The sequence below is a fragment of the Ensifer sp. LC163 genome, from assembly GCF_001695855.1.
Taxonomy (GTDB): domain Bacteria; phylum Pseudomonadota; class Alphaproteobacteria; order Rhizobiales; family Rhizobiaceae; genus Ensifer.
This window is the reverse complement of the sequence record NZ_MBSS01000023.1, coordinates 33,899-56,725: the sequence shown is the minus strand read 5'-3', so window position 1 is coordinate 56,725 and position 22,827 is coordinate 33,899. Positions and strand designations below refer to the sequence as shown.

Genomic DNA, 22,827 nt, shown 5'->3' with positions numbered 1-22,827 from the left:
CGTCATGCAACAGTTCAAACAGCTTCTCGCGGCGGCTGCGATCTCGATGACCTTCACCGTCCCGGCCCATGCCGAAACGGTGCTGACGGTGCACTACCCGATGCCGGGCTTCTTCAAGGACGTGATGGACACGATCTCCAAGAAGTTCATGGAGGAAAACCCCGACATCAAGGTCACCTTTGCCAATCCTTCGGCGACCTATGAGGAAGGCATTCAGACGATCATGCGTCAGGCCGGTACCGCCGAGATGCCTGATCTGACGTTCATCGGCCTCAATCGCCTGCGCATGGTCAATGAGCGCGACATTCCCGTCGACCTCGGCCCGTTCATTGCCAAGGACGGCAACATGGCCGAGCAGGGCTTTTCGGACAACATCCTGAAGCTCGCCCAGGTCGGCGGCAAACAGGTCGGTCTCGCTTTCGCGACATCCAATCCGATCATGTATTACAACGCCGATCTCGTTCGCAAAGCCGGCGGAAACCCGGACAGCCCGCCCAAGACCTGGGACGATGTCATTGCGCTCGGCGGCAAGATCAAGGCGCTCGGCGACGGCAATGAAGGCATCGACTTCCGTTGGCAGGGCGATGACTGGATGTTCTCTGCGCTGCTTTTCGGTGCGGGCGGACACATGCTCAACGAACACGAGAGCAAGGTTGCGTTCAACGGCCCGGAAGGCGAGAAGGCGATCGCTGTGCTTGACCGCATGGTCAAGGAGGGTGGGCTTCCGGTTTTGACCAAGCAGGCCGGTGAGCAGGCTTTCGTTGCCGGCAAGGTGGGCTTCGCGTTCCAGACTACAGGCGCCCTTCGCAACACCATCAAGAACGTCGGCAGCAAGTTCGACCTGCGCACCGCGCATATTCCGCTGATCGATCCGGAAAACGGCAAGCTGCCGACAGGTGGGAACGCGGTGGTCATCCTCACCCGCGACGCCGAAAAGCAGGACGCAGCGTGGAAGTTTGCGAAGTTCGCAGCCGGCCCCTACGGCGCATCGGTCGTGGTGCCCGGCACCGGTTACGTGCCGAACAACGAACTGGCCGCGACGTCGCCGGACTATCTCGCCAACTTCTACAAAGAGAACCCGCTGTTTCGCGCTGGCCTCGAGCAGATGCCGCGCATGATGCCATGGTATGCCTTTCCCGGTACCAACGGGGTGAAGGTGACGCAATCGATCGTCGAAAACCTCTCGCGTGTCGTCGAGCAGACGGCCACGCCGCAAGAGGCGCTCGAGGACGCCGCTGCCGAAGTGGAGGGCCTGCTGCCGCGCAGCTAAATCGCACCAAGCGACCAGCACCGTTGCTGAAACCGACACCACCCGGCGAAATCTCGCAGGGTGGTGTTCTTCCTTCTGCCTGCTGCATAATTCCTTAAGTCGGAATCGATTTAAGGAAAAAATTATGCAGCAAGTTTAGGGTGTTACAGCGTCCTTAGCGCGTCATATTTGACGCGCGGTGCTGTAGCGCAATTGCTGCACCGTCTCGCCGACATAGAGCCGATGGCCCAGGCGCAGATGGCGGGATTGCGAGGCGTTTTCGGCGATATCGAGCAACATGGCTGCGGCCGCCACCCCCATGTCGCCATCCGGCATGGTCATCGTCGTCAGCGACGGGTTCATCAGGCGGCCGATAGCGATGCCGTCGAAGCCGGCGACGGAAACATCGCCCGGCACCGACAATCCCTCGCGCCTGAGGGCGCTGATGACGCCGAGCGCCAGCAGATCGTTGGAAGCGATGATCGCCGTTGGCCGATGCCGCTCGATCGCGGCGGTGAGTTCGAGGTGCTCATAGCCGTCGACAAAGGGGATCTGAACGGAGGCGAGCGGATCGAGCCCACTGTCCTTCATCGCCGCCTGATACCCTTCATATCGCAGTCGCGCCCGGTCGGAGGAGACGAAATGGCCGGAGACATAGAGGATGCGACTGTGTCCGTGCTGGAGGATATGCTGGGTGATGTCACGGCCCGCGCGATGATTTTCGACCGTCACCGCGGCCTGAAATCGCGCGATCGGCAGGTTGTTGAGCAACACCGTCGGCGGAAGGGCCGCCGATAACGCCTCGCTCCTATGTGCATTGCACAGGGTGACAATCAATCCCGTTGGCCTTTGCTCGAGCAATGCGCTTACCGCTTTTGCCTCGGACGACGGATCATAGTTGGACTGGGCAATCAGCACGCCGTGGCCGGCCGCCTGCATGCGGTGCTGGATACCGGCCAGCGACGCTGCAAAGACCGGATTCGTCACGCTCGGCACGAGCACGCCGACGACCGGACTATTGCGTCCGGCGCCGCGTCCGTTCGATGCAACTGATCGGTAACCGAGTTCGGCCGCCGCTCGCCGCACGCGGCGGACCATCTCGTCGCTCGCGGGGCCGTCTCCCTTGAGGACGCGCGACACCGTTGCCAATGAGCAGCCGGCCTGAAAGGCGATTTGCTGAAGGGTTGCCATCGCCGGTATCTAGCGAACGTCCGTGACAGGAAATTGAACCGATTGTGCACCGACTGGATTGCCATGCCGTGAATTATTATTCATGGTATGAATTATATTGACAGGCCGATCGTTCGCCGTTTTAATCACCATAGTCGGAAGTCGAGGAGGAGTTCCGGCAAACTCACACATCAGCGGTCATTTCTGACGGCACCATTGGTTTTGGGAGGGGCTTCGGCCTCGAGGAGGACGCTTGCGCACTTTTTTGAGCTCGACCGCACTGGCGGTCATTGCAACGACGTTTCTGGCTGGCCCCGCCAGCGCGGAGACGGCCAATCCATTTCGCTGCGAACCCGGCGAAAAATACGTCATGAACGTCATGGTTTCAGGCGTCGAATACTGGTTCCCGGTTTATGAGATGTTCAAGCAGGCCGGCCAGCAGTTCGGCTGCGAGACCGAATATACCGGCACGCCGGAATATGACGTCAACAAGCAGATCGCCACCTTCGATCAGGCGCTGGCGCAGAACCCGGCCGGCATCCTCGTTCATCCGATGAACTCGGATCCGTTCATCGAGCCGATCAATCGGGCGATCGACCAGGGCACGGCTGTCGTCACGTTTGCGGCCGACTCGCCGCTCTCCAAGCGCATCTCGTTCATCACCTCGGACAATACCCGCGAAGGCGTTTACGCCGCCGATGCGATCGCCGAGAAGATGGGCGGCAAGGGCGAATATGCCGTTCTGGAAAACCCCGGCCAGGACAACCACGACAAGCGCATCGCCGCATTCGTCGGCCGCATGGCTGAAAAGTGGCCCGACATGAAACTCGTCGGCCGCGCCGCATCCAACCAGGATCCGAACAAGGCCTATCAGGGCCTGATGAGCCTGATCCAGGCCAACCCGAACCTCGGCGCGGTCTTCATGCCGGAAGCCAACTCGGCGATCGGTGCCGCACAGGCCAGCAAGGAAAGCGGCGGTAAGGTTCTCGTCATGTGCGCGGACGTCAACGCCAACATCCTCGACATGATCAAGGCCGGCGAAGTGTTCGGCTCGATCAACCCGAACCAGGGCATGCAGGGCTATATGGGCTTCATGCTGCTGTGGCTCGCCAAGCATCCCGAGCTCATAGACCCGATGAACGACGCCAAACGTTCCGGCTTCAACCCGATGAGCATTCCCTTCGTCGACAATGGTCTCTCCATCGTCACTGCCGCCAATGCGGACGACTTCTACTGGGACAAGTACCTGAAGCGCCGCGGCACCAAGGGCATTGACGAGTAAGGGTTTTGATACGGCTATCCGGATACCCGGATAGCCGGTCGAACGATCGATAGTGGAGAAGGCGATGATATCGCAGCCGGTCCTTCAGGTCCGCAACGTCACCAAGCACTTCGGGGCTGTGAAGGCACTGACCAATGTGGATTTCAACCTCGAAAAGGGCGAAATCCATGCGCTTTGCGGCGAGAACGGCGCCGGCAAATCCACCCTCATGAACATCATCGCCGGCGTGCTGCAGCCGAACGAGGGAGAAATTCTCGTCGACGGCACGCCGACGAAGATCTCCTCGCCGGCCGCAGCCCAGTCGCTCGGCATCGGTCTCGTCCACCAGGAGATCGCGCTCTGCCCGGACGCGACGGTGGCGGAAAACATGTTCATGGCCGCGACCAACCGGCGGCGCTCGCCGCTGATGAACTACGCGTCGCTTGCCCGCGATGCGCAGGCGGTGATGAACCGGCTGGCGCCGATCGACGCGCGCCGGAAGGTCGCCGACCTTACCATTTCCAGCCAGCAGCTGGTCGAGATCGCCAAGGCGCTGACGCTCGATTGCCGGGTGCTGATCCTCGATGAGCCGACGGCAGCGCTGACGGAGGCCGAGGCGCAGGCGCTTTTCGGCATCATCCGCGACCTGAAGGCTGCGGGTATTTCCATCATCTATATCAGCCATCGCATGGCCGAGATCTTCAGCCTGTGCGATCGCGTTACCGTCTTTCGCGACGGTCGCCACGTCTCGACGGAGCGCGTTGCGGATGTGACGCCGGATGATGTCGTTCGCCGCATGGTCGGGCGCGAGATCACGCAACTTTATCCGCCGAAGCAGGCACCGGGCGAGCAATCCGGCGACGTCATCCTGTCGGTGCGCGGTCTTGGCGACGGCGAACGCATCGATGACGTCGGCTTCGAACTGCGCAAGGGCGAAATTCTCGGGATAGGCGGGCTGATCGGCTCGGGCCGCACCGAGATCGCGGAAGCCATCTGCGGTCTGCGCAGGAAGGTGCGCGGTGACGTGCTGCTGCACGGCAAGAAGCAGGCGATCGGTAGCTACAGGAACGCTGTCGATGCCGGCATCGTCTATCTCTCGGAGGATCGCAAGGGCTCCGGCGTGTTCGTCGACATGTCGATCGCCCAGAACATTTCAGTGCTGGATCTGAAGACGCTGACCGGGCCGCTCGGCTTGATGAACGCGAAGGCGGAAGCGGACCTCGCCCGCGATTTCACCCGGCGGCTCGGCGTGCGCATGGGCGGCATCGCCATGCCGGTATCATCGCTTTCGGGCGGCAACCAGCAGAAGGTGGCGATCGCCAAGCAACTCGCGGTGCGGCCGAAGGTCATTCTCATGGACGAACCGACACGCGGTATCGACGTCGGTGCCAAATCGGAAATTCACCGCCTGTTGCGCGATCTCGCGCGCTCGGGCATCGGCATCGTCGTCATCTCGTCGGAACTGCCCGAACTTTTGGGGCTGTGCGATCGGGTACTCGTGGTTCGCGAAGGCGGTATCGCCGGCGAGCTCGGCGAAGCCGAGATGACGGAAGAAGCGGTGATCCGCCTCGCATCCGGGGTCGGGCAGCGCAGCGATACACAAAATATCAGGGCGGCCGAGCATGTTGCCTGAGACAAGCAGAGTGAATGGGGAGGCGGAAATGGCAGTCGACACGGTGGTTGCAACGCAGGTGCGGGTTCCGGCCTGGCGACGGATCGGTACGATGCGCGAGGCAGGGCTGATCGCCATCATTCTCGCGCTCGGCATCGTCATGAGCTTCGCCTCGCCGCACTTCCTCACCTTCGGCAACATGCGCGCGATGCTGATGAGCTTTTCGGTCGAAGGCATCGTCGTCGTCGGCATGACGATCCTCTTGATCGTCGGCGGCATCGACCTGGCAGTCGGATCCGTCGTCTGCTTTGCCATGGTGCTGGCAGGGTCGCTGTTCCTCGCCGGGCTTGACCCCTGGACGGCCTCGCTCCTCGGGATCCTCGCAAGCAGCCTCATCGGCGCGATCATGGGCTTCTTCGTCACCGTGGTCGGGCTCAACCATTTCATCACGTCGCTGGCGGCGATGGTGATCGTGCGCGGGCTTTGCCTGGTCATCACCAAGGGCACGCCGCTGTCGCTGTTCACCCTGCCGGCATCGTTCAAGGCCGTCGGGCAGGGTACGTTCCAGGGCATTCCCTATGTCATCCTGATCTTCGTCGCCGTCGTGATCCTTTTCGACTTCCTGCTGCGCCGGGCAACCGCCTTTCGCAAGGTGTTCTACACCGGCAGCAACGAGAAGGCGGCGCTCTATTCCGGCATCAAGACCAAGCAGGTGAAGTTCTGGGTGACGGTGCTCTGCTCGACGCTCGCCGGTGTCGCCGGCGTCATCTACATGTCGCGCTTCGGCGCCGCCACGCCCACTTTCGGCGTCGGCATGGAACTCAACATCATTGCGGCTGCCGTTATCGGCGGGGCGTCGCTCAACGGCGGCTCGGGCACGATCCTCGGCGCCATCCTCGGCATCGCGCTATTGTCGGTCGTCACCAGTTCGCTGATCCTGCTCGACGTTTCGGTCTATTGGCAGGATATGATCAAGGGCTGCATTCTGCTTGCAGCCGTCTCCATCGATCATTTTCTGCATAAGCGGAAGGCCATCTGAACATGCCGATCGCCAATCCCAATCAGAACATCATCTCCAGCGCGCGCGAAGAACTCGTCGTTGCCCGGCAGATGCACCAGGCACTGGTGCTGCACTTCCTCGAAGGCCTGACGCAGTCGCAGATTGCCGACCGGCTCGGCATCTCGCAGCCGACGGTCAACCGTCTGATCAAGCGCGGACGCCAGCTCGGCCTCGTCGAAATCAAGATCAAGTCGCCGATCGAACCGCTCGTTGACATGGAGGAACAATTGCTGGCTCTCGGCGGCATCAGCCGCGCCGTCGTCGTTCCCACGGTGTCCGATAACCAGCAGACGGCGCTGCAGGCGGTAGGGGAAGCTGCGGCCCGGTTGCTGATGGAAGAGATCGGCGACGGCGACACCATCTGCATCACCGGCGGCAAGGGCGTCAGCGCCGTTGTTGCCGGCCTGCAGCCATCACGGCGCCTCAACGTCGAGGTGGTCCCGGCGACGGGCTGCGTGCAGGGCAAGCACTATACCGACGTCAACCACGTCTCGACCCTGATGGCGGATCGGCTCGGCGGACGGTCCTATCAGATCCATGCGCCGCTCTTTGCCGATAGCGCCGCGGAGCGCGCCATGCTGATCAACATGCGCTCGGTGGCCGACGTGTTCAAACGCGCCAGGGAAGCCAAGGTGGCGATCGTCGGCATCGGTTCGATCCTTTCCGACGATTCGAGCTACTACGACCTGCACCCGTCCTCCAGTACCGATCGCGCTGCGATCGAGCGCTCGGGCGCAAGCTGCGAACTGCTCGCGCACCTGCTCGACGACCAGGGCCGGCTCTGCGACTACAGCCTCAACCGCTCGCTCGTCTCGCTGACGCTCGACGAGTTCGCATCGATCCCGACCAAGATCGGGGTCGCGAGCGGGCCGAATAAGGCCGGGCCCATTCTCAGCGTCCTGCGTGGCAGGCATCTCGATACACTCGTGACCGACGAGGCGACCGGCGAGCGCATCCTTGCCATGGCAAGCAAAAAGGGACTTTCGGCATGAGCAGTGAACAGTTGACGCGCGAGATGGGCCGCTCCGGTGTCAAGGCATCCGCCGTCGGTCTCGGCACCTGGGCGATCGGTGGCTGGATGTGGGGCGGTACGGACGAAGGCTCGTCGATCGCCGCGATCCAGGCCTCGCTCGATGCCGGCGTAACCCTGATCGACACGGCACCCGCCTATGGCCTCGGGCGCTCCGAGGAAATCGTCGGCAAGGCGCTGGCCGGTCGTCGCGACAAGGCGGTGATTGCGACCAAATGCGGCCTCGTCTGGCACACGACGAAGGGACGCCATTTCTTCGACCAGGACGGAAAGCCGGTCCATCGTTACCTCGGCCGTGACGCCATCGTTCACGAGGTCGAAGAGAGCCTGAGGCGGCTGGCGACGGACCATATCGATCTCTACATCACCCATTGGCAGGATCCGACGACGCCGATCGAGGAAACGGTGCGGGCGTTGGAAGACCTGAAAAGTGCCGGAAAAATCCGGGCGATCGGCGCCAGCAATGTCGACCGCTCCGAGCTCGAGGCCTATATCGCGACCGGCCGCCTCGATGCGATCCAGGAACGCTTCAGCATGATCGATCGCGAGATCGAGGCGGAGCTCCTGCCGCTGACCACGAAAAACGGCGTGGCGACACTGAGCTATTCCTCATTGGCCCTGGGTCTGCTCTCCGGCACCGTCGGTCCGGACCGGATGTTTTCGGGCGACGATCAGCGCCGCGACAACCCGCGTTTCTCCGTCGGTAATCGCGAAAAGGCGACGGCCTTTGCCGAGGCGATACGGCCCATCGCAGAGAAGCATTTAGCCAGCATCGCGCAGACGGTCATTGCCTGGACGCTCGCCCAACCCGGCGTGACCTTTGCCCTTTGCGGTGCACGCAATCCGGCGCAGGCGCTCGACAACGCCCGGGCGGGCACAATCCGGCTCGACGACCAGGATCTCGCGACGATCGACGAAGCGATAGCGGCGAAGCTCGCTGACATGGATAGGTAACGGACCGCCATCATGAACCGAGAAGAGATTTTTGACGGGCTTCGCCAGAGCCCGAAGGTGGACGTGTGCGTCCTCGGCGGCGGCATCAACGGCCTCAGCGTCTTTCGCGAGCTGGCGCTGCAGGGCGTCAATGTCGTGCTCGTGGAAAAACACGACTTCTGTTCCGGTGCCAGCGCCGCGCTGTCGCGCATGGTTCATGGCGGGCTGCGGTACCTCGAAAACGGCGAGTTCAGCCTGGTGCGGGAATCGCTTGTCGAGCGCGATCGGTTGCTGCGCAACGCGCCGCACTATGTCGGTCCGCTGCCGACGACGGTTCCCGTCTTCGATGTGTTTTCCGGTATCGCCAACGGCGCCGTTCGGTTCCTCGGCTTGAGCCGGCGCCCGAGCCGCCGCGGCGCTGTCGTCATCAAGGCCGGTCTCGCGATCTACGACTTCCTGACGCGCAAGCGCGCTTTGATGCCGCGCCACGAGTTTCGCGGGCGGCGCTCGACGCTCGGCCGATGGCCGGCGCTTAATCCGGCGATCAAGAATTCCGCGACCTATTATGACGCCTGGGTCAGTCAACCCGAGCGCCTTGGCATCGAACTGCTTCAGGACGGTCTGTCGGCCGGCGCACATGCGCGCGCCGTCAACTATGCCGAGCTGAAGCTGACCGCTCCGGGACGCTACGCCGTGAGGGACACTATCGGCGGCATGGAGGTTTCGATCGAGCCGACATTGATCGTCAACGCCACCGGCGGCTGGATCGATATCGCCAATCAGAGCCTGTTTTCAGGGCCGGCTCGGCCAGCGCCGCTAATGGGCGGCACCAAGGGGTCGCATCTCATCATCGACAACGACGATCTGACGCGCGCCCTCGATGGGCATATGATCTATTACGAGAACGAGGACGGACGCATCTGTATCCTGTTTCCCTATCTCGGCAAGGTTCTGGTCGGCTCCACCGACATTCGCGTCGATGATCCCGAGACCGTGCGCTGCGAGACGGAGGAACGAGACTACATCCTGCAGTCGCTCGCCTTCGTCCTGCCGACGATCAAGGTGCGCCACGAAGAAATCGTCTTCCAGTTTTCCGGTGTGCGGCCGTTGCCGGCGAGCAAGGACAGTTTTACCGGCCGCATTCCGCGCGATCACTATTGCACCTTCGTCGAGACTGCCGATGCAGATACCGCCGATGGGGGGCCGCCGGTCCTGTGCATGATCGGCGGGAAATGGACGACATTCCGCTCCTTCGGCGAGCTGGCGGCCGATTTTGTGCTGGAACGGCTGGCGCGGCCTCGTCGCGTGGCCACGGCCGATCGGGCGATCGGCGGGGGCCGGGATTTTCCCGCCGACCGCGAAGCCTGGATTACGCGGGTGACCGCGGCGACAGCCATTTCGCCGACGCGCGTCGCCACGCTTTTCCAGCGCTATGGAACGGACGCCGAGCGCATCGCCGCGTTCATCGCCCTCGCGCCCGACATGCCGCTTCCGCATCCGGGCTACTCGACACGCGAGATCCAGTTGCTGATCCGCAGCGAGAAGGTGGAGCACCTTGACGACCTTCTGCTTCGCCGCACGACGCTGGCGATCACCGGCGAGCTTTCGCTCGAAATGACCGACGCGGTTCTCGCGCTGCTGGCGGCTGAAAAGCATTGGTCCGCCGCCCGTCAGGCGCAAGAACGCGCCCGTTTTCTCACCCTTCTCCTCGAACGCCACGGCGTCGACGAAGACATGCTTTCCGCACGGAATGAACAAAGGAGTGCATTATGCGAAACAACCGCAAGGTCCGGATGAACCGTCTTTTTGGCGCAGGGCGCTGCCTGGACGTGGCCATCGACCATGGCGTCTGCAACGAGCCGTCCTTCCTCGACGGCCTTGAGAACATGGAATCCGTGGTCAAGGCCCTGGTCGACGCCAGGCCTGATGCGATCCAGATGAATTATGGCCAAGCCGATCTGCTCCAGGATCTTCCCGGCAAGGACAAGCCTGCTCTGGTCATGCGCATCGACATGGGCAATCCCTACAATCGCATTCGCCACCGCGACATGTGGGCGGTGTTGCAGAACGAGGCCGAGCCGCTGATCGGGGCACTGGAGATGGATGCCGCCTGCGTCGTCGTCAACCTGTTCATGTTGCCTGACGAGCCGGATCTCTTTCGCCAGTGCGTCACGAACATTTCGCGCGTGCGCGCCGATTGCGAAAAGTACGGAATGCCGCTGATGATCGAGCCGCTGGTCATGCAGCCGGTCACCGAGCGCGGCGGCTACATGGTCGATGGCGATGCGGAAAAGATCGTCACGCTCACAAGGCTGGCTCGCGAAATGGGTGCCGACATCGTCAAGGCCGACCCGACGACGAATGCCGAAGATTTCCACCGCGTGGTGGAGGCGGCGCGCTGCCCGGTTCTGGTGCGCGGCGGCGGCAAGGAGGACCTGCGCGCCGTGTTTGACAAGTCCGCAGCCTTGATGCGGCAGGGCGCGATGGGCATGGTCTATGGGCGCAATATCTACCAACATGCAAACCCGAGCGCCGTCGTCCGCGGACTGATGGCCATCGTGCATGACGACGCCGATGGCGAAGCCGCCTTCGCATTGTATCAGCAGGGCTAATATCAGCCCAGGCTGGTATGAGGACGACGATCCGAACCTTGGGAGGGGTTCTTTTATGGCAGACTATCTTTTGGGACTCGACGCCGGAAACACCGTGATCAAGGCAGTGATTTTCGACCTAGAGGGCAATGAGATCGCGGCGGCTGCGCAGGAGGGGCACAGCCGGGTTCCGCGGCCCGGACATGTCGAACGCGGGCTCGAAGAGCTGTGGACCCATGCCCGGGCAGTCATCCGCCAATGCGTCGAGCGTGCGGGCATCCGCGCCGAAGAGATCGTCGCGATCGGTTGCGCCGGCCACGGCAACGGCCTTTATGCCCTCGATCAGGGTGGCGAGCCGCTTCTCGGCATCCAGTCGCTCGACACGCGCGCCGCAGGGCTGGTTGAGGAATGGAAGGCGCAGGGTGTCGGCGACCGCACCTATGCCATTGGCCGGCAACGCCCCTGGCCGTCGCAGACACCGACCTTGCTCGCCTGGCTCAAGCGCTTCCAGCCGGAAACCTTTGCCAGGATCGGCACCGTGTTTCTGTGCAAGGATTTTATCGTCAACCGCTTGACCGGCAAGCGGGTCAGCGACGTCTCGGATATGACCGGCTGCGGTCTGCTGAACGTCGTCAACCGGCGCTACGACCGCGATCTGATGGCGGCCTTCGATCTCGGCGAGGCAACCGGCCTCTTGCCTGACCTCGCCGAAAGTGCCGATGTCGTCGGCACGGTCACGCCGGAGGCGGCGGCACAGACAGGGCTTGCCGCGGGCACGCCGGTGGTCGGCGGCCTTTTCGACGTCGTCGCCTCGGCAATCGGCTCGGGCGTCACGCGCACGGGTGCTGCCTCGATCATCGCCGGGACCTGGAGCATCAATCAGGTGATCATCGATGGTCCCGACCTTTCCGGTCCGGTCTTCATGTCGTCCACCTTCGATCGTGGACGCTATATGGCAATCGAATCGAGCGCGACGTCGGCGGCCAATCTGGAATGGCTGGTGCGCGAGTTCTTTGCCGAGAGCGGTGTTGAAGACGGGCGATCGCCGTTTGATGTCTGCTGCTCGCTTGCATCCGATATCGAACCTGCCGCGAACGACCCGATCTACCATCCGTTCCTTTATGGGGCGCAGCAGGATGGCAACGCCCGTGCCGGGTTCTACGGCGTGGCCGGCTGGCACACGAAGGCCCACCTGGTTCGCGCGGTTCTCGAGGGGGTAGCCTTCGGCCACCGGCAGCATATCGCGACGATGCGCGCGGCGGGCGCAGCCTTCGACGAGGCGGTGCTTTCGGGCGGCGGATCCCGCAGCCTGATCTGGCCGCAGATCTTTGCCGACGTGCTCGGGGTTCCGGTGTCGGTTGCCCGTTCGCGAGAAACCGGTGCGCTGGGCGCAGCGATCGCCGCGGGTACCGGAGCAGGTCTGTTCGCCGATTTCTCGGAAGGTGCGGCGGCGATGGTGCAGACGGAGCGTCACTACCGCCCGAACGCGGCCCTGGCGCGCCATTACACCCGACGCTACGAGCTTTATCGGGATATCGCCGAGGCGATGGCGCCGATCTGGCGGCGGCTTTCGAATGCCGAGGTCGAGGTTTCCGAGGCGGCGGCTTAGCGGCGGAAGGACGGGCCGACAACCTCGCCGCCGACCGCCCGGACAGCCGAAACAGTGAAGCCGAGGGCCAGGACCGGCCATCGGCTTGTTTGCTTCACGCCGATCTGAGCGCCGCCGCCCCAGGGAGGATTGGGCAACGGCGCTGTGATCGTGTGGAAAACATCAGAACCGCATGTTCACGCGATTAAACTGCTGATTTTATTATTAATTACTTGTTAGTCTGCGCGGCAAAGAAGGGGCCGCCGTCGACCGTCTCACGCCGCCGGCAGTGTGATGCGGAAGCAGGCGCCGCCGGTCGGCGCGCAGACCACCGATATGTGCCCCTTGTGGCGGCTGACAATCTCGCTGACAAGATGCAGCCCAAGGCCTGCGCCGTGGTCGCGCGGCTGCAACCGGTGAAACGGCTCGAAGATCCGTTCCCTTTCGCTTTCGGGAATGCCGGGGCCTTCGTCGCTGACCTCGATGATGCCGCCATGCTCGACGTGAATGGAGATCATCCCGCCCGCATGCTCGATCGCGTTGCGCACCAGATTGGTGACGGCACGCTCCAAGGCGCCTGCGTCCCCGCGTGCGCCGACCCGCTCGGGGCCATGGCTAAAGGTGATATCGCAGCCGGCCGAAAGTGCCAGGGGGGCGAGGTCAGCGGCGACGTCGCGGCAGAGCGAGACCAGGTCGAGTGGGACGAAATTGGCACCATCGCGGTCGATGCGCTCGAGATCGAGCAATTGTTCGGCAAGGCCAGCGATGCGGGCGGCATCGACCAGAAGACGGGTGCGCAGCGGGCCGAGGTCCATGCCTTCAAGCCGCGTCTGCAGGATCGCGACCGGCGTCCTCAGCTCGTGGGCGGCATCCATGATGAAGCGCTGCCGGCGCTCGTAGCCTTCGTCCAATCGCTGCAGTGCGCCGTTGACCGCTTCGACCAGCGGGCGGACCTCGCCGGGGACGCGGCCGTCAGGCAGGCGGGCGCCCCGGCGGTCGACGTCGATGCTTTTGGCGTGGTCGGCGACTTCGGCAAGGCTGGAAAAGGCGCGGCGCACGATGATCGGAATGGCGAAGGCGGGGATGAGAACGACGATCAGCACGATCGGCAGCAGCAGCAGGTTCGTGAGGAAGAATACGGCGAACGAGGCGCTCCACAGGCGTCCGCCACCGGTCAGAACGGTGTAGGTGCCGCTCTCGGTCTCGATCACGCGGGCGAGGGCCGAAAGCATGTAGGGCTCCATGCCGTCCCGGATGTCGGCAAAGGTCACGCGGTCGAGATGCTCGCCGATGCTGCGATAAGCATCGGGCACCGGCCCGCTTTGGATCGTTTCGCCGCGTTCGTTGCGCACGATGAACCAGAAGCCGGGCGTCTCGGCGAGCACGGCCCGCAGCTCGGGCGTGTCTTTCAGTTTCAGTTTCCGGTCGGGGGCGACCTCGACGGCGCCGGCGGCGATCGAAGCCGAACTGGCATCGAGGATCATGCCGCCAAGATCGGCCCGGATCAAAAGGGCCATGAAGCCGGCAATGACGGCGATGAGCAACAGCACCTGGAAGGTGAGGATGTGCCAGATGAGCCGCTTCTTCAGGGAGTGGTTGGCGCTGGGGCTCATTCCATCGGCCTCAGGAGGTACCCGACCCCGCGAATGCCGTGGATCTCCACGGCCTTGCCAGCAACTCCTCAATCGCGAAGGGCTTGGCGAGGTAGTCGTCGGCACCCATGTCCAGCCCCTTGACCCGCTCGTAGACAGCGCCACGCGCTGTCAGCACGATCACCGGAATGCCCGACTTCAATGCGCGAACGCGAGGAATGAGCGTCAGCCCGTCCCCATCAGGCAATTGCCGGTCGAGAATGATCGCGTCGTGAACCTGATTGGCCATGGCGGCAATGGCGTGATCGAGCGACGGTGCATGGTCAAGGATCATGTCATAACGGCCAAGGGCAACGCTCAGCGCGGCAGCCATCTCCGGTTCGTCCTCTACAAGGAGTAGGCGCATGTCTCGATTCTCCAACGTGTCAGCGCGGTAGCGGCACATTTGATTGAGGAGCATTGCCGCAAAGTTGCGGCTGGTTCGCGCACTGAGTGCATCATTTGCCTGCTAACACGCAATGCAGCCGCAGCCTGCATCGGCAGCCTTTACGGTATCTGACGGCTCCGAGTGATATGGGAGACAGAGCTCTGTGTGTGTTTGAATTCTCTGATTGATCGCCGTTCTCAGTGTGATGATCCCCGGCGCTTCGCCTGCTTTGGCGGATGATTTCGAGAACGACTGGCGTTGGTGCCGGGATTATCATCGGCGCTGCGAGGAGGCGCACGGAGACCGCTGGCGCGAGCGTCGCGACAAACAGGACAAGAGGGATCTCAAGGGAGGACTTGCCGCCGGCGCGATCAGTCTCGCACTCGGTGCAATCATCATCGGCGTGGCCAGGAGGCCGAAAGAAAGCGCCAAAGCGATCAGTATCGGCGCAATGACCGGGACGCACACTGCCTGGCTCGCTGCCGCCCGCGCGACCCGCGCAGCGGGACCGTCGTCGGACGCGACGGCCGCCGACACGAGCAGGGGCGGCGGCCTTGAAAGGCCGTCGTGTCCTTGGGGAATGTCCTGCCGAGCAAAAAAGCCTAGGCGATCGCCATCATCGACTGGAACGCCTCGTAGGCGGCAAGGACCGTCTCGCGTTGCGCCTCGTGCCCTGCAACGAAGGCGTCGCCATAGATGGTTTCGTCGGGATATTCCGTGATCAGGGTCAGCGGCGCCTTGTGGCGATCGTCGACGGAGATCATGCAGGGGAAACCGTTGATGATGCGGAAGCCGGTTTCGCCGGCATGGGTTTCGTAAAGCGCGATCTGCTGGTCGTTGTAGGCGAGCAGGCCGGGGACCGCGGCCAAGCGGGCCGTCACCGCTTCGATCAGTTGCTCGGCCCGCACCTCCCAATCGGCGTGGTGGCGCATGATCAGGAAGAAACCCTTCGGCAGGGTCCACATGGCAAAGCCGCGCGGCACATAACCGGACAGCGGCCGTGTCCACTCGTGCGAGGGGTAGCCGTGCAGGTTGACATGAAGCTCGGCGCCCGAGAGCGCTTCGGCTTCGTTGCGGATTGCCCGCTCGTTGAGCGCGGCGCCGGCGCGGTATTCGAGATCGTCGCCGAGTGCGGTGTAGCGGGCGGCGTGATGCATGTGCAGCGGGTTGTCGGCGCGCAGCCGCTGGTGAACGGCATAACCATCAGGGTTTTCGAGCGGCGATACCGTGAAGTGGGCGCCGGGACGAGCGGCTAGCGTCCGGGCCGCGCGCAATGCGCCGACGATGCCGGTGGTCTCGTTGGGGTGCTGGCCGCCGCTGATCATCACCGCCGCGTCGGTGCCCTTGTGGTAGCGCGCCTTGACGGGGCGGCTGGCGCGCGAATGCGCCTCAAAGGGCTGGCCATCGATCTTCTCCAGTTCGGCATGGATCTGCGCAACTGCGAGAGGTGCCTGCGCCGTATCGAGCGGCTGGACCTCGCCGTCGGCATCTGCTGTCGCCAGCGGTCGCGTTTCGACCCGGACCGTGGGTTTGCCATCGGCAAAGACGATCTCGGGCACGATCTGGCCGGGTTTCAGGCCGCGGTCGCCAAGCGGGCGGCCCGACTTCTTCTGAAAAACTTCGAGCAGCGAGAAGTAGAAATCTTCGTGCAGCGCCTCGCGGAGGCTGACGACCTCTTCGCCGACCGGCAGCCGAAGATCGTTGATCGGCAATGTCGCGCGGATGTTGAGTTCGTCGAAATAGGGTTCGCTGTCGCCCCAGCCGTGCTCGGCGATCGCACGCATGGCCCCGGTGAACAGCCGCTCATAGTCGGTTTCGAGATGGCATTCGCGCCGGTTGCCGCTGTTGTCGTCGAGACGGACCCAGCCGGTCGGAGACAGAAGTGTTTCGCCGATGAAGTCGGTGTGCTGGCGGTTGGGCGCAAACACCGAGTGGCTTTCCGTGCGTCCGTCGGCAAAGGTCAGCGCGACGTCGTAGGTCAGTGCCGCATCGCTGCCGCCGACAAAGGCGATCTCGGCATCGCCGACGAGCGCTGCCAGCGGATAAGCCTCGAGCAGGAAGCGGTTTGCCAGGCAGTTTTCGGGCTGCGGATAGCGGATGTCGACGCGCTTCAGCGCCTTGAGGTCGATCTCCTCGAGGAAGAAGTGCAACAGCGGCTTGTAGGCGCTTCTGAGCCTTGCCTCGACGCCGAAACCCGCGAGCTTCTCCTCGGCCGCCTCGCGGCTTTCGCGATCATCGAAGAGCCATGCCTCCAGCCGGGTGCCGCGTGCAGCCTCCTTGCCATAGGTTGCGAGCATGGTGTCGAGCGAGCGCTCGAACGTCCCTTCGAAAATCGTGGTCATCGTGAGGTTCTGCCTGTTGGGTCGAGACTGTCGCGCAGCCAGTCGCCGAGAAGGTTGAGGCCAAGGACGGTGAGAAGGATCGCAAGGCCCGGGAAGACGCTGACCCACCAGGCGTTCTGCAGGTAGGTGCGGCCGTCGGCAAGCATGCCACCCCAGCTCGGGATCAGCGGATCGACGCCGAGGCCGAGGAAGGTCAGGCTGCTCTCGAGCAGGATGTTGTTGGCAACGTTGAGCGTCATCAGCACGATGACCGGACCGATCAGGTTCGGCAAGAGATGCTGGAACAGGATCTTCACGTCGCGAACGCCGATCGCGCGGGCCGACTGGATGAACTCCCGTTCGCGCAGCGACAGCACCGAGCCGCGCACGAGGCGGGCATACTGCACCCATTGCGAGATGATGAGCAGCACGATCGTGTTGGTGAGCCCGCCGCCGACGATGGCGATGAAGGTGATGGCGAGCAGGATGAAGGGCAGCGCCAGCTGCACGTCGGCAAAGCGCATGACCAGCATGTCCCAGAAGCCGCGGTAGTAGCCGGAGACGAGGCCCATCACCACGCCGACAACGACGGCGCCGGCAACCGAGGTGAAGCCGACGAGCAGTGAAATCTTGCCGCCGGCAACGACGCGCGCAAGCACGTCACGGCCGAGCGGGTCGGTGCCGAGGGGATGCGCCCAGTTGACGAAGGGCGCAGTCAGCCGCGCCATCAGATCGATCTTGTCGGCGCCACCGGGGAAAAGCACGCCGGACAGGAGAACGGCGAGGCACATGCCGCCGGCAAGTAGCACGCCGAGGATGAATTCGAGGTTGCGGAAACGGGCAAAACGGGTGTTTGCGGCCTTGGCGGTCATCGGCTCACTCCGTCCGGATGCGCGGGTCGACGAGGCCATAGGCGATGTCGACGATGAGGTTGACGCCGACGATCATCAGCGAGAGCACGGTGATGACGGCCTGCAGCACGGGATAGTCGCGGGCGCCGACGGCGTCGAAGGCAAGGGTGCCCATGCCCGGCCAGTTGAACACGCGCTCCACGACGACGATGCCGCCGAGAAGACCGCCGAACTGAAGGCCGAAATAGGTGATGAGCGGAATGGCGCAGTTACGAAGCGCATGCTTGTAGAGCACCTTGCGTTCGCTGAGGCCCTTGGCGCGGGCGACCATGATGTATTGCGACTGCAGCGTTTCGAGCATCGCCGTGCGCACCAGGCGGACATTGGTCGCCGTCAGGATGATACCCATGGTGACGGCCGGCATGATGAAGCTCGCAAACCCGTCCATGCCGCTCGGCGGCAGCCATTTGAGGGTGATCGAAAACAACAGCACCAGCATGATCGCCAACCAGAAGTTCGGGAAGGACAGGCCGACGAGCGAGAGAATGCGGATCGCCTGGTCGGCCCATTTGCCGCGGGCGACGGCGGCCCTGATGCCGAGCGGGATCGAAATGATGATCGAAACGATGAGCGAGGCGAAGGCCAGCATCATCGTGGCGGGCAGGGCGGCGGCAATCAACTGCGAGACCGGGGTTCCGCCCATGAACGAGCGGCCGAAATCGAAGGTGAAGAGGCCTTTGATGAAGGCAACATACTGCGTCAGGAACGGCTGGTTGAGGCCGAGCGCCTCGCGGATGCGCGCAAGGTCCTCTTCCGTGACGCTGCCGGCACCTTGGGCGAGCATCAGTGCCGGGTCGCCCGTCAGGCGGATGGCAAAGGAGACGGTGAGCGTCACGACGAAAACGACGAACACCGCCTGCAGAACACGTTTGATCAAAAATCCGGCCAACTTACCCGCCCTTCATGAAGACGATCCGCCGCTCGCTGCAAGGAGCGGCGGATCTGATTGTTACTCGACCGTGACGTCCGTCAGCCGGAGGCGGCTGTCGGGAACGGGCGTGAAGTTCTTGACGCGCTTGCTCACGCCGTAGATGGCGTTGAGGTTGTAGAGCGGCATTTCCAGCGCACGGTCGGCGGCGTAGTTGGCGATCTGCTTGAGGATTTCCTCGCGCTTGGGCTGATCGGTGATCGAGCGCTGGGATTCCAGCAGCTTGTCGAGATCGGCGTCGGTGTCGTAGGGGTTCCACTTTTCGCCCGAGTGATACATCGAGTAGGCCGTGTTGTCGTAGTCGAGCGTCCAGCCGCCCCAGGACTGCTGGAACATCGCGCCGGTCTTGCCGGCCGGAATGATGTCGTTCAGGAGAACGTTGGTTTCATACGGCTTGATCGTCGCGTTGATGCCGACGAGCTGAAGGTAGCTGGCGACAGCCTGAACGACTTCGTTGAAGGTCGCGTCGTTGCCGCGCACGTCGATCTGGACGGAAGCGCCCGGAGCGACGCCCGCTTCCTTCAGGAGGGCCTTTGCCTGCTCGGGATCGTAGGGCAGCGGCTTCATGGTCGGGTCGAAGCCGAACGACAGCTCGCCCTGGAAGCTGGCGATCGGAGCGGCCTGTCCGCCGAGGATCGACTGGATGATCGTATCGCGGTCGACGCCGAGGACCAGCGCCTTGCGAACCTTCGGATCCTTGGTGATGCCGTCGCGGGTGTTGAAGCGCAGCGCATAGACGGTCGGGCCGGGGGTCGAGACGATTTCGAGCTTGTCGTCGCCCTGAATGGTCGGGATCATACCGATCGGGATGGTCGGCGGGATGACGAGATCGACGCGGCCGGCCTGCAGTTCGGCAACGGCGGTCGCCGGCTCGGCGATGAAGCGGAAGTCGAGGTTGGAAAGCTTCGGTGCGCCGCCCCAATGATCGGCAAAGGCTTCGAGCTTGATCGCCACCTTCGGCTCGTAGGAAACGAACTTGAACGGGCCGGTACCGACCGGATGGGTGTTGAAATAGTCCTCACCCTTTTCCTGGATGTATTTCGGCGGCACGATCATCGCGCCGTAGCCGGCGAGCTTGGTCAAAAGGACCGGATCCGGCGCCTTCAGGTGGAGGTCGACGGTCTTCTCGTCGATGATCTCGACACGCTCGATCACGGCATAGTTGGACTTCTGCGGCCCCTTGGAGCCTTCTTCGCCGAGCAGGCGATCGAAGGTGTACTTCACGGCTTCGGCGTTGAAGGGCTCGCCATTGTGGAACTTGACGCCTTCGCGCAGCGTGAAGCGCAGGCGCTTGCCGCCGTCGAGCTCTTCCCAGGCGGTCGCAAGGCCCGGAACCAGCTTGCGGTCGGGCCCGCGATAGGTCAGGCCGTCGAAAATGTTGGTGGAGACGGACGCCCAGTTGACAAGGAAGGTGTCGACCGGGTCCCAGCTGCCCGGATCCTGCGGCGACGAGACCGTCAAGGTGCCGGCGGCAAAGGCCGGCGCGGTCGTCAGAAGGCTGCCTGTCAGCGCAAGCGCGATGAAGGCGGCGTGGATCCCCTTTTTGTTGATCATTCTTTACTCACTCCTGTTTCGACTGCCTTCCCCTGAAAGGAGAAAGCGGCTTTACGCGTCCATGGCCACGAAATGGCCCGGCGCGATCTCCTTGCGCGGCAGTACCGCAGGTTCTTCTCCGACACGCCGGATCGGGCTCGGGATCTCGCCTTCGATCATCCCGCGGTCGCGCCCCTTGCCCGGATCGGCGACCGGAACAGCCGAAAGAAGTCGGCGCGTATAGGGATGGGTGGGGGTTTCGAACACCTGACGGCGGTTGCCGAACTCCATCACCTGCCCGAGATAGAGCACGGCGACACGGTGGCTCATGCGCTCGACCACCGCCATGTCATGGCTGATGAAGAGATAGGCGAGGCCTTCCTGCTCCTGCAGTTCCATGAACAGATTGATGATCTGGGCCTGAATCGACACGTCGAGCGCCGACAACGCTTCATCGGCGATGATCAGCTTGGGGCGGGATGCGAGCGCCCGGGCGATACAAACCCGCTGGCGCTGGCCGCCGGAGAACTCATGCGGATAGCGCCGGGCGTGAGCGGCGGTCAGCCCAACACGCTCGAGCAATTCGTCAACGCGTTTTTCGATCGCCTTTTCGCCAAGGATCAGCCCATGCGTGCGGATCGGTTCGGCAATCGAGAAGCCGACGGTCTTGCGCGGGTCGAGCGAGGCGAAGGGATCCTGGAAGATGTACTGGATTTCCTGCTTCAGCCGCTGGCGCTCGGCAAAGCTCATGGCAGAAACCGGACGTCCACCGAAGAGGATCTCGCCGGATGTGGCCTTCTGGAGCTGCTGGATCGTGCGGCCGATCGTCGACTTGCCGGAGCCGGATTCGCCGACGAGCGCCAGTGTCTCCCCCGGGAAGATGTCGAAGCTGACATTTTCGATCGCGTGCACCCGGTGCGTCGCCTTGCCGAAAAGGTTCTTCTTGACGTCGAAACGGGTGACGAGGTCGCGTACCGACAGGATCGGCGCGGTTTCGTAGCGGGCGGTGCGCTGGACAAACTCTTCGCCCACCAGCTTCGGTGCGCCGTCGACCATCATCGTCAGCGGCATGCGCTTGGGGAAGTCTTCGCTGGTCATGCTGCCGAGCTTCGGCACCGCTGAAAGCAGGGTCTGCGTATAGGGATGCCTTGGATTGGAGAAGATCTCGGCGACCGGACCTTCCTCGACCTTGCGGCCCTTCCACATGACGACAACGTCGTCGGCCATCTCGGCGACCACGCCCATGTCGTGGGTGATGAAGATCACCGCCATGCCGAGCTCCTTCTGGAGGTCGCGGATGATGGTGAGGATCTGGGCCTGGATGGTCACGTCGAGCGCCGTCGTCGGCTCGTCGGCGATCAGGAGCTTCGGACGACAGGCCAGCGCCATGGCGATCATCACGCGTTGGCGCATGCCGCCGGAAAGCTGGTGCGGGTAACGACCGACGAGTTCGGCGGAATCGGGCAGCCGCACCATGTCGAGCAACCGGCGCGTCTCGGCGAGCGCTTCCGCTTTCGTCATTTTCTCGTGCAGCATCAGCACTTCGGCGATCTGGTCGCCGATCGTGAACACCGGATTGAGAGAGGTCATCGGCTCCTGGAAGATCATGGCGATCTCCTTGCCGCGAATGCTGCGCATCGCCTTCTGTGGTTCCGACGTCAGATCCACGGCGCCGTTCTTACCCTGGAACAGGATGCGACCGGTCGGGAACTGGCCACCCATCATGTCGGCAAGCCGCATGATCGAAAGCGACGTCACCGATTTGCCGGAGCCCGATTCGCCGACGATCGCCAGCGTGCGTCCCGCCGTGACCGAAAAGCTCAGGTCTTCGACGACGGCATTGCCATTGAAAGCGACGGATAGGTTTTCGACCGCCAGCAGCGGGGGTGTCGTATCAGCAGTCACGCGATCTTCCTTGTCACAATGTGGTCGCGGCGCGCGCGGACTGGTCATAGGCACCCGACATGAAGCGCAGCACGGCGGCGATTTCCGACAGCGTTTCTTCGGAAGGGCGGGCATTGGCCGTCGACGTCACGAGCAGGCGCTCGCGGATCTGTGCATAACGGGTGCAGGCCTCTGCTCCCTTGTCGGTGATCTGGATGGTCTTTTCCTTGCCTTCCTTGCCCGTGGTGACAAGGCCGGCCGCCTCAAGCTTGCGGATGGCATAGGTCGCGACATGGGTGTCTTCGATGTCGAGCACGAGGCAGATATCGGCAAGCTTCTTGCCGCGATCGCGGTGGCGGATCGTATGCAGGATCAGGATTTCGATGGAGGAAAGGCCGGGCACGCCGGCAGCCGCCATGCACCGCACCATCCAGCGATGGAAGGCGTGCGAGGCGAGGATCAGGCCGTACTCGACTTCCGAAAGGCCAGGGGACCCGCCTTCGGCGAGATGTGCGGAGGAGACGATCGGCCCGATCGCGGATACGGGCTTCAGATGGCCGGGCAGAGCGTCCTCCGCCCATTCCCTGCCTTCAAAGCTCTCCTCAGACTTCTTCGTCATTCAGCACTTCCTCATCTTGACGATTTTATGTCATCATTTTATCGACATTTTGTCAACGAACTGCTTTGATGATTTTCGGAGCCGACCCGAGATGGCGGCATACGAGTGAGAGGATGGA

General features: G+C 63.1%; 17 protein-coding genes and 1 pseudogene. 9 read left to right on the top strand and 9 right to left on the bottom strand.

The annotated features are described in order from the left end of the window. Nucleotides 1–4 precede the first annotated feature (4 nt). Nucleotides 5–1,270, top strand: a complete 1,266-nt coding sequence (locus BC360_RS18505) for an ABC transporter substrate-binding protein (protein WP_065796440.1) — start codon at nt 5–7, stop codon at nt 1,268–1,270. A gap of 162 nt (nt 1,271–1,432) precedes the next feature. On the opposite strand, the gene BC360_RS18500 is transcribed toward BC360_RS18505, so the two are convergent. Further along, a complete protein-coding gene (locus tag BC360_RS18500) occupies nt 1,433–2,440 on the bottom strand; it encodes a substrate-binding domain-containing protein (protein ID WP_065796439.1) in 1,008 nt (335 codons plus the stop codon). Nucleotides 2,441–2,672: 232 nt separating this feature from the next. Here BC360_RS18500 and BC360_RS18495 point away from each other — a divergent pair, with 232 nt between their 5' ends. The 8 genes from BC360_RS18495 (at nt 2,673) to BC360_RS18460 (ending at nt 12,515) form a co-directional block, all read left to right on the top strand. Then, nucleotides 2,673–3,701 (top strand): substrate-binding domain-containing protein, encoded by a 1,029-nt coding sequence (locus BC360_RS18495; protein WP_065796438.1) that lies wholly within the window; start codon nt 2,673–2,675, stop codon nt 3,699–3,701. A 64-nt stretch (nt 3,702–3,765) separates the two neighbouring features. After that, nucleotides 3,766–5,313 (top strand): sugar ABC transporter ATP-binding protein, encoded by a 1,548-nt coding sequence (locus BC360_RS18490; RefSeq protein WP_065796437.1) that lies wholly within the window; start codon nt 3,766–3,768, stop codon nt 5,311–5,313. A 28-nt stretch (nt 5,314–5,341) separates the two neighbouring features. After that, complete coding sequence (locus BC360_RS18485; RefSeq protein ID WP_065796436.1) at nt 5,342–6,331, top strand: ABC transporter permease; 990 nt, start codon at nt 5,342–5,344, stop codon at nt 6,329–6,331. Between the two features lie 2 nt (nt 6,332–6,333). Further along, a complete protein-coding gene (locus tag BC360_RS18480) occupies nt 6,334–7,344 on the top strand; it encodes a sugar-binding transcriptional regulator (RefSeq protein ID WP_065796435.1) in 1,011 nt (336 codons plus the stop codon). Beyond that, a complete protein-coding gene (locus BC360_RS18475; protein ID WP_065796434.1) occupies nt 7,341–8,336 on the top strand; it encodes an aldo/keto reductase in 996 nt (331 codons plus the stop codon). The genes BC360_RS18480 and BC360_RS18475 overlap by 4 nt, the downstream gene beginning before the upstream one ends. 12 nt (nt 8,337–8,348) lie before the next feature. After that, a complete protein-coding gene (locus tag BC360_RS18470) occupies nt 8,349–10,112 on the top strand; it encodes a glycerol-3-phosphate dehydrogenase/oxidase (RefSeq protein ID WP_065796433.1) in 1,764 nt (587 codons plus the stop codon). Beyond that, complete coding sequence (locus tag BC360_RS18465) at nt 10,109–10,927, top strand: class I fructose-bisphosphate aldolase (RefSeq protein WP_244512777.1); 819 nt, start codon at nt 10,109–10,111, stop codon at nt 10,925–10,927. Before BC360_RS18470 ends, BC360_RS18465 begins: the two co-directional genes overlap by 4 nt. Before the next feature lie 55 nt (nt 10,928–10,982). After that, nucleotides 10,983–12,515, top strand: coding sequence for an FGGY-family carbohydrate kinase (locus tag BC360_RS18460; RefSeq protein ID WP_065796431.1), 1,533 nt, complete (start codon nt 10,983–10,985; stop codon nt 12,513–12,515). A 254-nt stretch (nt 12,516–12,769) separates the two neighbouring features. On the opposite strand, the gene BC360_RS18455 is transcribed toward BC360_RS18460, so the two are convergent. The 8 genes and pseudogenes from BC360_RS18455 to BC360_RS18420 all read right to left on the bottom strand — a co-directional run bounded on the left by BC360_RS18455 (nt 12,770) and on the right by BC360_RS18420 (nt 22,709). Beyond that, a complete protein-coding gene (locus BC360_RS18455) occupies nt 12,770–14,107 on the bottom strand; it encodes a sensor histidine kinase (protein ID WP_065796430.1) in 1,338 nt (445 codons plus the stop codon). Between the two features lie 52 nt (nt 14,108–14,159). Continuing rightward, a pseudogene (locus BC360_RS18450) lies at nt 14,160–14,492 on the bottom strand (response regulator transcription factor); the annotation flags it as partial. Nucleotides 14,493–15,115: 623 nt separating this feature from the next. Beyond that, nucleotides 15,116–16,855 carry a peptidase M14 gene (locus tag BC360_RS18445; RefSeq protein ID WP_065796429.1) on the bottom strand — a complete coding sequence of 580 codons (1,740 nt, stop codon included), beginning with the start codon at nt 16,853–16,855 and terminating at the stop codon, nt 15,116–15,118. After that, complete coding sequence (locus tag BC360_RS18440; protein ID WP_065796428.1) at nt 16,852–17,706, bottom strand: ABC transporter permease; 855 nt, start codon at nt 17,704–17,706, stop codon at nt 16,852–16,854. The genes BC360_RS18445 and BC360_RS18440 overlap by 4 nt, the downstream gene beginning before the upstream one ends. 4 nt (nt 17,707–17,710) lie before the next feature. Further along, a complete protein-coding gene (locus tag BC360_RS18435) occupies nt 17,711–18,634 on the bottom strand; it encodes an ABC transporter permease (RefSeq protein ID WP_065796427.1) in 924 nt (307 codons plus the stop codon). A 60-nt stretch (nt 18,635–18,694) separates the two neighbouring features. Next, nucleotides 18,695–20,227 (bottom strand): ABC transporter substrate-binding protein, encoded by a 1,533-nt coding sequence (locus BC360_RS18430; protein ID WP_065796426.1) that lies wholly within the window; start codon nt 20,225–20,227, stop codon nt 18,695–18,697. A 51-nt stretch (nt 20,228–20,278) separates the two neighbouring features. Further along, entirely contained in the window at nt 20,279–22,111 is a 1,833-nt protein-coding gene (locus BC360_RS18425) for an ABC transporter ATP-binding protein (RefSeq protein WP_065796425.1), read from the bottom strand. 13 nt (nt 22,112–22,124) lie between these two features. Further along, entirely contained in the window at nt 22,125–22,709 is a 585-nt protein-coding gene (locus BC360_RS18420) for a winged helix DNA-binding protein (RefSeq protein WP_065786042.1), read from the bottom strand. Nucleotides 22,710–22,827: the final 118 nt, after the last annotated feature.

Bases quoted from the DNA above. Each gene is read 5' to 3' on its own strand.
- BC360_RS18505 (WP_065796440.1), top strand. From the start codon at position 5: ATGCAACAGTTCAAACAGCTTCTCGCGGCGGCTGCGATCTCGATGACC.
- BC360_RS18500 (WP_065796439.1), bottom strand. From the start codon at position 2,440: ATGGCAACCCTTCAGCAAATCGCCTTTCAGGCCGGCTGCTCATTGGCA.
- BC360_RS18490 (WP_065796437.1), top strand. From the start codon at position 3,766: ATGATATCGCAGCCGGTCCTTCAGGTCCGCAACGTCACCAAGCACTTC.
- BC360_RS18485 (WP_065796436.1), top strand. From the start codon at position 5,342: ATGGCAGTCGACACGGTGGTTGCAACGCAGGTGCGGGTTCCGGCCTGG.
- BC360_RS18480 (WP_065796435.1), top strand. From the start codon at position 6,334: ATGCCGATCGCCAATCCCAATCAGAACATCATCTCCAGCGCGCGCGAA.
- BC360_RS18475 (WP_065796434.1), top strand. From the start codon at position 7,341: ATGAGCAGTGAACAGTTGACGCGCGAGATGGGCCGCTCCGGTGTCAAG.
- BC360_RS18470 (WP_065796433.1), top strand. From the start codon at position 8,349: ATGAACCGAGAAGAGATTTTTGACGGGCTTCGCCAGAGCCCGAAGGTG.
- BC360_RS18465 (WP_244512777.1), top strand. From the start codon at position 10,109: ATGAACCGTCTTTTTGGCGCAGGGCGCTGCCTGGACGTGGCCATCGAC.
- BC360_RS18460 (WP_065796431.1), top strand. From the start codon at position 10,983: ATGGCAGACTATCTTTTGGGACTCGACGCCGGAAACACCGTGATCAAG.
- BC360_RS18455 (WP_065796430.1), bottom strand. From the start codon at position 14,107: ATGAGCCCCAGCGCCAACCACTCCCTGAAGAAGCGGCTCATCTGGCAC.
- BC360_RS18445 (WP_065796429.1), bottom strand. From the start codon at position 16,855: ATGACCACGATTTTCGAAGGGACGTTCGAGCGCTCGCTCGACACCATG.
- BC360_RS18440 (WP_065796428.1), bottom strand. From the start codon at position 17,706: ATGACCGCCAAGGCCGCAAACACCCGTTTTGCCCGTTTCCGCAACCTC.
- BC360_RS18430 (WP_065796426.1), bottom strand. From the start codon at position 20,227: ATGATCAACAAAAAGGGGATCCACGCCGCCTTCATCGCGCTTGCGCTG.
- BC360_RS18420 (WP_065786042.1), bottom strand. From the start codon at position 22,709: ATGACGAAGAAGTCTGAGGAGAGCTTTGAAGGCAGGGAATGGGCGGAG.